The organism is Neobacillus niacini (assembly GCF_036961885.1).
GTDB classification, from domain to species: domain Bacteria; phylum Bacillota; class Bacilli; order Bacillales; family Cytobacillaceae; genus Neobacillus; species Neobacillus niacini_H.
Genome location: NZ_JBALNQ010000001.1, coordinates 266,801 through 280,127 on the forward strand (window position 1 = coordinate 266,801; position 13,327 = coordinate 280,127).

Here is a 13,327-nt window from a genome sequence, read left to right on the forward strand (position 1 = left end):
AAGACATGCTCATATACAGGTAACTAACGTATAGTGTGATAACTACTTTTTTAGGAGTGATGGTTTTGTCCTACTTTAATAATCCGTATTTAAACCACTTCAATAACGGTTATAATTATGGTGCACAATATCTATATCCAACTACCGGAAGTCCAAATAGGTATAGAAATAATCGTTCTGCAAATAGGGTTAAATCTTTTTCTAAAGAGGAAGCAGCAGCAATCGCTTTACTTTTAGGCATTGATTTTACTAAAAGCAAGTTTGATTTAGATGAGTTTTGGATGGGAGTAAATACAGAGCTTGAACATGGGAAAATATCCAGCCAAACAAATGTAACTGGTGATGATCCTATTTTAACGGGGAAAATTGCACTGGCTCATCTTCACGAATTTCCTGATTACTACAAAAGATTAAAGGTGCTCGAGGAAGAAGCAAAAATCTATTGGAACAAATGATTTAATATAATTCATGCCAAATAACCTTCCTCTATCTTATAATTGGAAGGTTTTGTTTTATTTAGCACAAATTAAAGCCAAAAAAACGCATGATTCGAACCTAGTGATGCCGTTAAAAACGAACTAACAGTGCCACAAGGTGCTTATGTAGAAATCCTTGTGGCGAAAAAATAGGTGACCCCTAACTGACGAACTTCAAATAACGCAAGGCTAGATTAAATAACTGGCTAAATCGGTGTATTTTCCTGAGTTATTAACGGTCTTTAAAAACTGGGAAGGCAAGAGCGTGGTTTGGTGAGGCGGAACGGTTGTTGTGGATAAGATTAGTTGAAGGGAATAGTAGCATTGTATATCCCGCTAGTTGATTTGATGTTAGGTATTGACTTTTATCGTTTCTATCTGTCTTGGATAACTGATGTAAAGGAGCCCATCTTGATACTGGACAGTTAATAAATGCGCCTCTGTTGGTTCAGGTAAATCAATTTCAAAATTTATTTCCCCGTAATATCTTTCCTGCTTTATTGCCAGTTCGTTTGAAATAGGTGGGACTGCAGTCGTTTTTATTTTAATCCGGCTTTTTGATATTAAATTAAATAATAGATTGTTCACTTGAATACCGGGTAATTCTACAAGGATACAGATGGTTGTATCATTTTGATAGATATCATGCTTGGGTACATCAATATCAGAACTTCTGGTAAAAAACTCTTTTGGGGGCTGCTGATTTAAAACACTGCTCCAAAAATCACTTTGTTTATATTCATTTGTTATTTCCATCCATTTCCTTATTTTTTCAATGTCCATTATATCCCCTCCTCGTTCATTTTATATTAGGTTCGAAATTGGCATGGATGGATTGGCAATTTGATCTTGGTCACTTACGTCCGTATCAAACATTCCTGAGTTCATTTGTGAAAAGGTTGGTGAAAAATCCCCTTGGGAAAAATTTGCACCAATTAATTTAGTATTCGCAGTGTGGCTATTATGAACAGTTGGTCCAATATCAATATTTCCATTCTGGGTTGCTCCATTGACTTTAATATTGAAGATATTTATCTGATAAGGCATGATTTCCTCTCCCCCTCTAATTTAGAAACCTGGGACTCTTCCTATATTGGTACTATCAGAGTTCCCAATATCTGTCATATCATTTACATCTGGATCAATCAGTATATTTTGCAAATTTGCTTCGGTTGGGGACAGGTCACCATAAGATGAGTTAACTCCCTGTACCTTGCTCTTGGCAGTATGACTATTATGTGAAGCCTCACCAATGGTTACAGAGCCGTTTCCAGAAATGCTATTTATTTTGAGATTATATAAATTAATTACTATAGATGGCATGAATAACTCTCCCTCATCTAGGTAGCGAATTTAGAATAGCGTATGCTTATATATGCCTAAATGACACCAGAGTTTTTTGTGAGCTTCTGAAAACACTAGCTATCAAATCAAAAATGGCCAATGCATCCAACAAAGGATTGCACTGGCCATGACCTTTACCACTACTTATCAATGGTCCATTAGACAAAGTAAGTCCAGGGCTTACTGGGAAATGTCCATATTAATAAAATGGATAGCCATAATAAGGATAACCAAAACCAAACCCATGGCCAAATCCAAATGGACGCCCAAAACCAAAGCCGTGACCGAATCCATGATGACCAAATATTCTAGAATCATTAGGATCTACTATCTGATCGCCAATTAAATGTGGATGTTCTTGCATCTCTAAATTCATTTAATTTTCTCTCTCCTCTGTATTCAAGAGCATTGTATTCAGACTAATTAATTATTCTTAGGCACTTGTCATCAGGAAAAAGTTTTTTTTAGATAAACGTCTATGAATTATTCCAGATAAATTCAGTATGTATTTGAATAAAAATGGACCGGTCATGATGATCCGGTCCATTGAAATTCAATTAAAGTTTATTCACACTCTATCTTGCCTAAGAATAAAATGGGCGTAGGGATGGTGATGGCACATGCAAAATGATTGCCAAATTCAAGAAGGACTTCAGTTAATTGCTTCCCTTCAAAGAGACCTAAATATTGTTACAGCTGCCTTATTATTAACGGGACAAATAACCATTGTTGGAATATTTGTAACACCTCCGGAATTTAGTCTTTCTCTAAGTGGACCCTTATTCGGCAGAACCAGATTAGAAGGCAAAAATGGGAATAAGATTGCAACTTCATTGATTGATGTTATAGATGTAATCATTGCCATCCTATTAATTGTGGATGCAATTCGTGTGGTTAGTTCTGTTGTTGGCCCAACCAGGTTTGCTATTAATGTAAGTGGCCCCATTTTTGGCGCGCCATTATATGAACCTACACTTCCGATACTTAAAACAAATTACCGCTTTATTAAAAAAATCGTTTCGAAGCATTTTAATATTGACCCCATGCTATTTAAAAATTATTAAGGGAATGGTAATTATGTCTTTAACTGATTTAACGACAATTAGACCTTCTGATAATCAGATTTTCCTAATGGCAATAGTTGTAGCGATCTTTATTTTCTTTTTTACAGAGCGTAAAGAAAGTGATGCCAGACAGATGGCTTGAGGTTTCTTTTAAACTATTCAACTTATATATCATTAACATAGGTTATAGATAATACAGCTGCTTCTATTTCTTCATAGCAGGTGCATCTACAAATATTTGATGAAAGCCATTCTTTCATGACCTCATACGTTGGATGGGGATGTTTTTCCAGTAAAGCATGGCAGTTCATAATAAACCCAGGCGTACAATAACCGCATTGAAAGGCAAAATGTTTGATGAATGCATCTTGAATCGGTGAATCCTTCAGTCCTTCGATGGTTGTTATTTTTGCCCCAACCGTCTCGATGGCGAGTATGATGCATGATTTATAGACGTTATTATTGACCATGACAGAACAGGCGCCGCAATCCCCATTTAAACATCCAGGTTTTGCCCCTGTAAGCGAGAGTTGATTACGAAGGACATATAGAAGAGTGTCGATAGGACGTATATCGACCTGGCGCGTTTGGCCATTGACTTCAAGTGAAACACTTACTTTTTTTGCAGGAGGATTGGACATTATCTTTTTCCCTCCATTTCCAAAATAATCTCTGTTAATATATTCCTTAGTACAAATAATCGAAACTCTTTCGAACCTTCCAAATCATGTAGTATAGGGGTCGGGATATGCTCTATTGCGTTATCGATTCGTTTTTCTACAGGTAAATTGGTTTTGTTCAATTCGGTCTCCATCCTTTGCGAGCGGAAGGGGAATGGGCAAAGCCCGCTAAAAGCAAACCGAATCTGATGATCAACCTCAATACTAGCTACCGTTAATAATGGATAACCGGTCTCCCATTGCTGGCGTTTTTTAATCGTGATAAATGGTAAAGAAAGATACTTTTTATCTATAAAGAGCTGAACCAGAAACTGACCTGCCTCTAATTGAAAGGTTTTATTAAAAATTTGCGCGATGGGAAGCGTTTTTAGGCCATCTTTTCCGGCCACCGCCACTTTACAATTGCAAAGCAGGAAAGGAAGGACGGCTTCACGATAAAAAATTTCCCCGCACAAATTTCCACCGAGTGTGATCTTATTCCTTGCGGTATGGTCGGCAATTTCTACTGATGTTTGTGTTAGCAAAGGGAAGACATTTTTTTCTTCAATATAAGTAAGCGGGAGGGAAGCTCCAAAAATAAAATGATCTTGATAAAACTCGTGGGAAAAGGTTTCTTTTATAGCTTTTATATCAATAACCGCGCCAGGCTGAATAAGATTGAGACGGCCAAGTGTTAATATTTCGGTCCCTCCACTATAATACATTGGATTTTTGTTTTCTTTTTTTAACATAAAAAATTGTTCCACAGCCTCATCAATGGTAGTTGGTCTATAATATTCGATATTGGCGGCTAGCAATCTATTTTTCACCCCGCTTTATTTTCCATAGTAATTCAGGAATAAGAGGCAAATAGTTGATGTTGACTGACAAAGCAGTGGAGAGGCTATTTGCCAGTGCTGCTGGCATCCCGATTAAACCATGCTCCCCGACACCTCTTCCTCCATATGGGGCGTCCAGCTGTGGTGTCTCCACAAAAGCGACCTCATACTTTGGATGTTCACCAAATCGAATCGGTCGGTACGTTCGTAATTGTGGGTTTAGAACCCTGCCATTACCATCAAACCAAAACGTTTCTCTGGCGGCAAATGACAGCCCCATACTCATGGCACCTTTTACCTGACCGACGGCTGTTTTTTCGTTAAGCACTTTTCCAATATCAATTACAGCTACTGCTTTAATAATTCTATACCTGTATGTTCTTAAATCGAGTTCGATTTCTACTCCCTCTGCTCCTACGGTCCACTCTGGGCCAGGTCTTCCTGCACCGGTCTCTTTGTCTAAATACGTCATTCCTCTTATTACAAAATGGCCTCTCCCAATGATTTGTCCGCCAATCGTATTGCCATTGGGAAAGGTATATCCATAGGCAATATCTTTAATGGGAATACTGGCGTTCGGTTCATCTCGTATAAACACTTTTCCATATCCGACTTCCAAATCATCTTCCCGTGCCCTTAAAACAAAGGAGGCAATGTTTTTTAGTTGTCGGATAACATCCTCTGCAGCTGCTAATACCGCTCTTCCTCCCATATACGTACCTCTACTTGCAACCGTTTTCCAATGCTCCGGCGTATTTAATGTGTCGACTTCTAGTTGAACATGAATGTCATTCACATCCATTTTTAATCGTTCTGCTAAAATTTGTGCAAGTATCGTTTTGGTGCCCGTTCCGATTTCTATCACACCTGCAATAAGGTTAATACTCCCATCCGGATTGAATATTAATACAGCCCCCGAACTTGCATTTGGATCAATCGTAGACGTTTTCCAGATGCAGCTAATTCCTTTTGCCCGAACAAGATGATTTCCAAAATCCTTAATCTGACCTTCCTGCCAATTGATTAATTCTTTTAATTTACTTATGCATTTTGGTAAATTTCCAACCGTGCTAGAATTTAACAGTACATGGGTTGGGGTGGTATGACCTGGTAAAATTGCATTTTTATTCCTTAATTCAAGTGGGTCGATGTTTAGTTTTTTGCGAGGACATCCATGGATCGTTCAAAGGCAAAATGAACCTCTGAATGACTGAACCCCCTAAAGGGAGCGGCGTATGGATGGTTCGTGTACATGCATAATGAGTCGCACCAAATATTCTCAATATGATATGGCCCTGTACAATCGACAGCTCCTGCGCGGCTTAAATCAATTGATTTATCTGAGTAGGCACCTCCATCCCAAAGATAGAAAAGCTCGGCAACCTTTAGAATTCCTTCCTTCGTGCTGCCAAGTTTCACTTTCGCTTCTAAACCGATATGACACGGTGATGTCAGCATATCTTCTTCACGGGTATTGATGATTTTTACCAAACGACCTTTTACTTCCTTTGTAGCAATATACGCCAATATCTCTAGCTGGGTGGATGCCTTTCCGCCATAGGCTCCACCTACTAATGGAGTATGTACTCTAATTTTCCCGTTGCTAATTCCAAAATACTGGCCTATTAATCTTTTAATCATAAATGGTGCCTGGGAGGAAGAGGTAATTTCAATCATTCCATCAGGATGGATTTGGGCAAATGAACTTCTAGTTTCCATTGCCACATGATCGGAGGGGCGAAAGGCAAAGATCTCCTCAATGATTACTTCACTTTCTACCCAGCCCTTTTCCCAATCACCTTTTCGAATTTTCGTTCTTGTTGCAATATTGGTTCCAGGTTCAGGATATACTCCTTGAATTTTTTCATACTTGTCTAGATTAGGGTGTAGAAGGGGGGCATCTGGCTTAAGAGCTTCTGATGGTGAATTGACTACAGGCAGTGATTCATATTGAACATTAACTGCTTGAACGCCTTGCTCGGCTATATTTGGAAAATCCGCTACGACAATCGCAACAACCTCACCATGAAACCGGACACGTTCGGTTGCGATGGGGGGCCGGTCTACTAGCTCCTCTCCAGTGAGGGGATATTTTTCTCCGGTAATAACGGCTCTAACACCTGGAATTTTAAGTGCATCTGTTTTATCGATACTTTTTATGAGGGCATGTGCATAAGGGCTGGTCACTAATCTTGCATGCAACATTTCGTTCGACTGAAAATCAGCTGTATATTTGGCATGTCCTGTGACTTTTTCAAGGGAATCCTTTCGGGGTATTCCTTTCCCGATAATATGCATGAACATTTATCTCCTCTCTTGGTGAAAATTACCCTTTATATGTGATGATTGAATTTTTTTAAAATATTCTCAGATTCATAATGAATAACTGTTATACCCCTACTATGTTCTTTAACTCTACGATTTATAATTTATGAAAATATAATGAAAAAAATGCTATGATAAGAGGATAAGACGATAAATAAATGTATATAAATTCGCCTAGAATGCTGTAGTTGTATAGCAAGAGTAATAGTAAAAAAAAAAGTAACCTTAATTTAGGTTTCTTAAGTTATTTTAGCATTTTTATAGCCTCTGAAATTTTTCGTGCGAAAATTAAAGGTGGTTCTACAGATTGAAAGTGCATATACAAGATGTTTGGTTCTGCGAACAGCCAATGATTATGAAGTGCACTAATGGATATACCATTTTTAACTAAATAGTTTGAAATAGGTAAGACCTCGTCATCAAGAAGGACTGTTTCGCCACGATTCAATGTATTCCCATAAGAATCCATAGATTCGAACATGATTTCAATTCCAAGTTCACCACGAATTGGTCTTCCCTGAATGGAAACATTTAAATTACGGTCAAGTTCAACAGAACAAACTCCAGATTTAATCTTTGGTTTTCCGTTTAGTATGTTAGCGAATTGATGACAAAGTGTATTAAAATTATTCATAAGAAACCATCCTTTTTTTATTACAAATTATGGTTTAAATCGTATAAGAGTGCGTTATAGTTTTTTTCATACCTCTACATCTTTAAACCCGCTTCTTCGATGCTAACAAAGGCCAGCAAAAATGAAAGCCCTTACATATTTTATTTACCTCTATTCCAATAGGTGTTATAGTATTCTTTATAATAAGTGTAAAAATGGTAATTATTGTGATTAATACTTTTCGTTCTATACAGTATCTCGAAGTTTAGAATATTCATTATTGGGGTGGATGAGTATGAAGACGGATTTAGGACAAGCAAATATAAATGATGTTTTCCGGTTGCCTAAAGAGAAAGCTTTAAAAGTATTTTATGATCGCATCATTACAATTCCAATTGGAGCAAGAACATCATTAAAAAAAGAACTTGTATCGACTATAGGGGAAGACCGTACTAAAGGAGTTTTTATTCGATATGGCTGGCATTGCGGTGAAAGTGATGCAAAAAAAGTAAGGTCGTTTCAATGGAAAAATGAGCGGGAATTAATTGAAAACGGCCCAAAATTCCACATGCTGCATGGTTATATTGATGATGTGAAAATAACTGATATGCAGTTTGACGAAAAAAATCAAATAAAACACATTGATGTAACCTGGATAAATTCATTTGAGGCTGACGAATTTTTAAAAGATGGGATGCCTAGTAATAAGCCTATTTGTCATACACTATGCGGATATGCAAGTGGTTATTTATCTACTGTTTTGCAAAAGTCTATTATGGTCAAAGAAATTGAATGTAGTGCGATGGGGTATGAGGAATGTAAAGCCATTTGTATGCCGATTGAAAACTGGGGTAAAGAGCTAGAAAATGAATATAGCTATTACCAATCAACTAGCATTATTGAAGAATTAGATGAGGTAACTGCAAATTTAAAAATTGAACGTGATTATTTAAAACAAGCAAATGTAGTCCAACAAAAACTGACCCATGAATTACTATCAAAACAAGGAGTACAGCGAATTGTTGACTTACTATTTGAAACAACAGGATTACCAACATTTATCGTAAATGAATATAACAAAATTATTGCAAAATCTAAGAATGTCTCGATTAACTTTGATTTAGCTAAAATAAATACTAGGAATACCGAATTTGTCAGTATTTCTCCTGAAATTGGTATACTAAGAACCCCTATTTTGTTTGAGAGAGAAGTGAAGGGATACTGTTCGTTTCTTTATTTTGCAAATAACAAGCCAACGGATCTGGAGTACATGATTATCGATAAAGCCTCTTTAACGGTTTCTGTCATATTACTAAATGAAAATATTAAAATTAACACCGAACAAAATGTAAAGCGCAGTTTTTTAAATGATGTTTTAGAAGGACGATTAGAGCAAAAGGAAATTTATAAAATTGCTTATTATCTTAATTTTGCTCCTGATGAATCCTATTGGATGCTTACTTTAGAAAGAACCACCAACCAATCCGAAATGAATCGTGAAATAGAAGTAAATGAAAAATTAATCAGACATATTAATTTGTTTTTAAAAGAAAGAAATATAAACGCCATTGTATCTCAAAAATTAGATAAAATTATTGTTTTAATTGAATATTCAACTTTTAAATCGTTATGTACTGAACGACAAATATTTATAAATCAATTATTAAAGCATTGTTTGCGCCGTTTTGTAAAATATGCATTTTATATAGGTGCCAGCTCGGTAGTTGAAAGTATCAGCCAATTAACTATTTTATATAATGAATCATTAGCTGCATTAAAGGCAAAAAATTCGAAAAAGCATATTTACTTCTTTGAGGATTTGGAGATTGAAAGTGTCTTATTTCAAATACAAGATGAAATATTGATTGATCGTTTTGTAAACCAACAGTTAAGTAGATTGCTAGAGGTAGATAAGGATTTTGATTTGACAAAGACGTTATATGCATATATCGAGAATGGAATTAATCTGAATAACACAGCTAAAGTTCTTTCAATGTCTATTAGTGGGCTAAGATACCGTATGAGTAAGATTAGCGAGATATTAAATATTGACTTAGATGATACAAATCGTATTTTTTCAATTTATATGGCATTAAAAATTTTAAAAGCACAGGGGAAAATCGACTTCTAAGAAACTCAAAAACAATTAACAAAGAGAAGGACCCTAGGATCTAGTCTTTATGAGACTAGGTCCTAGGTTTTTTTATTTTTCAAGAAAAACAATTATTACTATGTTCATAGTGAAAAGCCCAGATGATAACAGTAATCATGAAATTTCTATAATATCTCAGGAAACTAATTAGTTTAAATATTCTAAAAACAAATGTTTTTCCGTAGTTCGTGTAGCTATTTTTAATCCGTTCAGGCTATTAAAATAAATTTTAGACAGGTCACCGCTACTTAATATGATAACGTTTTCAAAACGAAGGGAGAAGTGGAGATGGCAGTTAATTCCTTAGAAGTTCTTGAAAAAACAATTAATCGAGAAGCGCTACTTCAAAAAGCAAAGGAGCTTGGCGAGCTGGCAGAGAAGCATGCTGCTCAATCCGATCTGGATGCAAGACTGCCAGATGTGGTATATGAAAAAATCAAGGAAGCTGGTTTTCAAAAACTACTAAGGCCAAAGGCATATGGTGGTCAAAATCTAGACTACTATACCTTTGGTGATATTATTCGAACGGTAGCTAACTACAATGTTTCCGCTGCCTGGCTAACATACTTTGCTATTATCCATGAAACATGGCCTGCGTTTCTACTTAAACAAGGGCGTGACGAGTTATTCAATAGCGGAGCATTAATGGCTGATGTTTTCGCACCAATTGGAAAAGTAGTTGATGACGGAGAAGGATATCGTTTATCCGGTCAATGGAATTTCTGCAGCGGGGTATTTGGCTGTGACTGGATTGCATTAGGAGCAATTCATAAAATGCAGGATGGTACGGACCCAGAGTTTAGCTTATTTATCGTTCATAAAAAAGATACAGAAATTATTGAGAATTGGGATACGATCGGATTACGCGGAACAGGCAGTAACGGTGTTAAAGTCGATAACGTATATATTCCACCACATCATGTTTTCCCTTTATCAAGGGTATTGAATGGGGCTGCTTCGCCAGATGAAAACTATGAAGAGGACTATCAAATTTTCAATGTTCCTTATCTTGCATTCTTCTTGGCTGGCTTTCAACACGTTTTAATTGGAGGAATTGAACGATTGATTCGTAACTTTAAAGAAAAAACGGAAAATCGCATTCGGATCTTCAATAACAATACGAATGAAAAAGAGGCAGGTTCTGCTCAACGTACGCTTGCTGAATTAAACATTCAGTTAACAGCATTAAAGGCTTTAGCAAAAGATTATGCCGATAGACTACATTATTATCAAGATAACAGTATTCGAGTATTAGAGGAAGAAGAGCGGGAATTGCTGTTTGCCATTCGTGGATATACAGCTAAAACAGCCACCGAAATGGCATCTCGTATTTTGATTACACTCGGTGGTAATTCAGTATACAAAAGCGATGGCAGTGAGAGATTCGTTCGTGATATTCTTGCAGTTGCTGCACATCCAACACATCAATACGAGGATGCAATGGCAGGTTATGGAAGAACGATTGTTGGATTCGAAGGTCACCCAACGTGGTAATTAAAGGCTCTTTTCTTAAACGTTGTTGCTTTTAAGGAACAAAAATTTAATGATTGTGCTTAAAAAAATTGGAGGAATGATAAAATGACAAAAGAACCTATTTTAGATGTTGCGCAACTTGCACATTTTGAAATTTATAGCCCAAAATTAGAGGAGTCTGTAGCATTTTTTAAAAACATCCTTGGTATGGACGTAACGCATCGTCGAGGGAAATCTGTTTATATGCGCGCTTATGAAGATCACTATCTTAATACTTTGATTATTACTGAAAATGATGAAGCCGGCTTAGGTCACATTGGTTGGAGAGCCACATCTCCCCAAGCATTAGAACGCCGTGTAGCTGCTATTGAAAAATCAGGATACGGTATTGGCTGGATTGAGGGGGATATCGGCCACGGAGGTGCTTACCAATTCAAATCACCAGATGGTCACAAGATGGAAATTTTATGGGATGTAGAATATTATGAGGCTCCTGAAGATCAAAAAACTCCATTGCTTAATCGCCCGCAAAGACGTCCAAACCGTGGGGTACCTGTACGACGTTTAGATCATGTAAATGTATTAGCAAAAGAAGTGAAAAGAAATGTTGAATTCTTTGAGGAGGTACTAGGTTTTAAAGTACGCGAGCGTATTCTGGCTGACGATAATTCTGACATTGCAGCTTGGTTAAGTGTAAGTAACTTAGTGCATGACATCGCCATTATGGGAGATGCATTAGGTGAAACAGGTCGACTGCATCATATTTGCTACTGGTACGGCTTTCCTCAACATTTATCAGATGTAGCAGATTTACTAATTGAAAGCGGATACCAAATTGAAGCAGGTCCAGGAAAACACGGTGTTACACAGGCTGCCTTCTTATATGTTGTCGAGCCAGGCGGCAATCGAGTTGAATTGTTCGGTGACCCAGGTTATCAAATTTTCGATCCTGCTTGGAGAACAATTGAGTGGAAAGGTAAAGATTTAGAGAAGGCGATTATCTGGCATGGATCTAATTTGCCTCAAGAATTCTTCAAATACGGTACACCTATTAGATCTGAAGAACTTGTTGAAAATTAATAATATAAAGTCACTAGCTCGGCCAATTTGGTCGAGTTGTGCTTTATAATTGGAAGGTAAAGGGAGGGGTTTACATGCAAATCAGTTCAAGATTTATAAATATTAATGGAATTAACACTCATTATCATGAAGAGGGCACTGGAAATGAAAAAATCATTTTAATTCATGGCTCAGGTCCAGGGGTATCTGCATTTGCAAACTGGCGTTTAGTAATACCGCGTTTAAGTGAATCGTATCATGTTTTTGCACCAGATATTATTGGCTTCGGTGAGACAGATAAATTATCTAATCATGATTATCATATTGGCTTATGGGTAGAACATTTAATCAGCTTTATTGAAGCAGTTTCTAACGAACCAGTTTATTTAGTGGGTAATTCATTTGGTGGTGCATTATCGCTTCAAATTGCCTATCGCCGACCAGATTTAGTGAAAAAATTAATCTTGATGGGCAGTGTTGGTACCAAACATCCAATTTCTGAAGGCTTAGATCGTGTATGGGGCTATGAGCCAAGTCTAGAATCAATGAGGGAGCTCATTAAATTATTCTCCTATAATCAAGAAGCAGCAAACAATGAGGAGCTTGTTCGAATGCGCTATGAGGCGAGTATTCGACCTGATGTAAAAGAAGCTTTCTCTGCCATGTTCCCAGCTCCACGCCAAAATAAATTAGATGAAATGGCATTAGAGGATGAGCAAATTAAAGAAATAGAGACGAAAACATTAATTTTCCACGGCTTAAATGACCAGGTGATTCCAATCGAACACACAAGCTATCGCCTAATTCAACTATTACCGCATGCAGAATTACATGTTTTTAATGAATGTGGTCATTGGACTCAAATTGAAAAAACAGAGCCGTTCATTGATCATATTTTGACCTTTATAAAAAACTAATTATTTTAAAGCAATCTTGATAAAACAGAACAACCCTTGCTGCTGCAAGGGTTTTTGTACGTTCCAAAGAGGATTCGAACCTCCGACCTACTGTTTAGGATTTTATTTAGTAATTTTAGGATTTAGATTCAAAAAGTGAGACTGATGAAGGCTGAAAAATGAAATTGGATGGTTAAAATTATTGTTAATTGGATGGTTATTTATAGGTGTAGAAATATTATAATAAATTTATTTAGAAAATTGGCGTCAATAAAGGATAATCTATTAATAAAGTGGTATACGGCGTTATTTATTTTCCCTTTTAAGAAAATTCGTCTATGAGGTGTAACATGAGTGTTATGTATGTTTTGATCATTATTATTTTATTAATATCAATTGTTTCAACACTATTAATTACAGTAAAAAT

Annotated in this window: 14 protein-coding genes and 1 pseudogene; 7 read left to right on the top strand and 8 right to left on the bottom strand. The window is 36.6% G+C overall.

Annotated features, from left to right (window positions below; translation table 11 throughout):
• Window positions 1-65: 65 nt before the first annotated feature.
• The gene (locus V7124_RS01340) at window positions 66-455 is read left to right on the top strand and encodes a DUF5661 family protein (RefSeq protein WP_335485172.1); all 390 of its coding nucleotides are present in this window, start codon (window positions 66-68) and stop codon (window positions 453-455) included.
• A gap of 372 nt (window positions 456-827) precedes the next feature.
• Here the strand turns inward: V7124_RS01340 and V7124_RS01345 are convergent, their stop codons facing one another.
• The 4 genes from V7124_RS01345 to V7124_RS01360 all read right to left on the bottom strand — a co-directional run bounded on the left by V7124_RS01345 (window position 828) and on the right by V7124_RS01360 (window position 2,196).
• Window positions 828-1,259, bottom strand: coding sequence for an Hsp20/alpha crystallin family protein (locus V7124_RS01345; protein WP_335413511.1), 432 nt, complete (start codon window positions 1,257-1,259; stop codon window positions 828-830).
• Between the two features lie 21 nt (window positions 1,260-1,280).
• A complete protein-coding gene (locus tag V7124_RS01350; protein ID WP_335413509.1) occupies window positions 1,281-1,523 on the bottom strand; it encodes a spore germination protein in 243 nt (80 codons plus the stop codon).
• A gap of 21 nt (window positions 1,524-1,544) precedes the next feature.
• Window positions 1,545-1,799: a spore germination protein gene (locus V7124_RS01355; RefSeq protein WP_335413507.1), complete on the bottom strand. Its 255-nt coding sequence runs from the start codon at window positions 1,797-1,799 to the stop codon at window positions 1,545-1,547.
• 220 nt (window positions 1,800-2,019) lie between these two features.
• Window positions 2,020-2,196: a hypothetical protein gene (locus tag V7124_RS01360; protein ID WP_335413506.1), complete on the bottom strand. Its 177-nt coding sequence runs from the start codon at window positions 2,194-2,196 to the stop codon at window positions 2,020-2,022.
• A 244-nt stretch (window positions 2,197-2,440) separates the two neighbouring features.
• Here V7124_RS01360 and V7124_RS01365 point away from each other — a divergent pair, with 244 nt between their 5' ends.
• Window positions 2,441-2,884, top strand: a complete 444-nt coding sequence (locus V7124_RS01365) for a hypothetical protein (protein ID WP_335413504.1) — start codon at window positions 2,441-2,443, stop codon at window positions 2,882-2,884.
• 13 nt (window positions 2,885-2,897) lie between these two features.
• Complete coding sequence (locus tag V7124_RS01370; RefSeq protein WP_335413502.1) at window positions 2,898-3,026, top strand: hypothetical protein; 129 nt, start codon at window positions 2,898-2,900, stop codon at window positions 3,024-3,026.
• Between the two features lie 22 nt (window positions 3,027-3,048).
• Here the strand turns inward: V7124_RS01370 and V7124_RS01375 are convergent, their stop codons facing one another.
• The 4 genes and pseudogenes from V7124_RS01375 to V7124_RS01390 all read right to left on the bottom strand — a co-directional run bounded on the left by V7124_RS01375 (window position 3,049) and on the right by V7124_RS01390 (window position 7,341).
• Window positions 3,049-3,525 carry a (2Fe-2S)-binding protein gene (locus V7124_RS01375; RefSeq protein ID WP_335413500.1) on the bottom strand — a complete coding sequence of 159 codons (477 nt, stop codon included), beginning with the start codon at window positions 3,523-3,525 and terminating at the stop codon, window positions 3,049-3,051.
• Window positions 3,525-4,373 (bottom strand): FAD binding domain-containing protein, encoded by an 849-nt coding sequence (locus tag V7124_RS01380; RefSeq protein ID WP_335485175.1) that lies wholly within the window; start codon window positions 4,371-4,373, stop codon window positions 3,525-3,527. The genes V7124_RS01375 and V7124_RS01380 overlap by 1 nt, the downstream gene beginning before the upstream one ends.
• Window positions 4,363-6,680: pseudogene (locus V7124_RS01385) on the bottom strand (xanthine dehydrogenase family protein molybdopterin-binding subunit). Before V7124_RS01385 ends, V7124_RS01380 begins: the two are co-directional and overlap by 11 nt.
• 271 nt (window positions 6,681-6,951) lie before the next feature.
• On the bottom strand, window positions 6,952-7,341 hold the full coding sequence (locus tag V7124_RS01390; RefSeq protein WP_335485176.1) for a DUF1259 domain-containing protein: 390 nt from the start codon (window positions 7,339-7,341) through the stop codon (window positions 6,952-6,954).
• A gap of 274 nt (window positions 7,342-7,615) precedes the next feature.
• Between V7124_RS01390 and V7124_RS01395 the strand changes: the two genes are divergently transcribed.
• From V7124_RS01395 to V7124_RS01410, 4 genes are all read left to right on the top strand, one after another.
• The gene (locus V7124_RS01395) at window positions 7,616-9,451 is read left to right on the top strand and encodes a helix-turn-helix domain-containing protein (protein WP_335485179.1); all 1,836 of its coding nucleotides are present in this window, start codon (window positions 7,616-7,618) and stop codon (window positions 9,449-9,451) included.
• Between the two features lie 309 nt (window positions 9,452-9,760).
• The gene (locus V7124_RS01400; protein WP_335485182.1) at window positions 9,761-10,966 is read left to right on the top strand and encodes an acyl-CoA dehydrogenase family protein; all 1,206 of its coding nucleotides are present in this window, start codon (window positions 9,761-9,763) and stop codon (window positions 10,964-10,966) included.
• 84 nt (window positions 10,967-11,050) lie between these two features.
• Window positions 11,051-12,025, top strand: coding sequence for a catechol 2,3-dioxygenase (locus V7124_RS01405; RefSeq protein ID WP_335485184.1), 975 nt, complete (start codon window positions 11,051-11,053; stop codon window positions 12,023-12,025).
• A 74-nt stretch (window positions 12,026-12,099) separates the two neighbouring features.
• Complete coding sequence (locus tag V7124_RS01410; RefSeq protein WP_335485186.1) at window positions 12,100-12,921, top strand: alpha/beta fold hydrolase; 822 nt, start codon at window positions 12,100-12,102, stop codon at window positions 12,919-12,921.
• Window positions 12,922-13,327 lie beyond the last annotated feature (406 nt).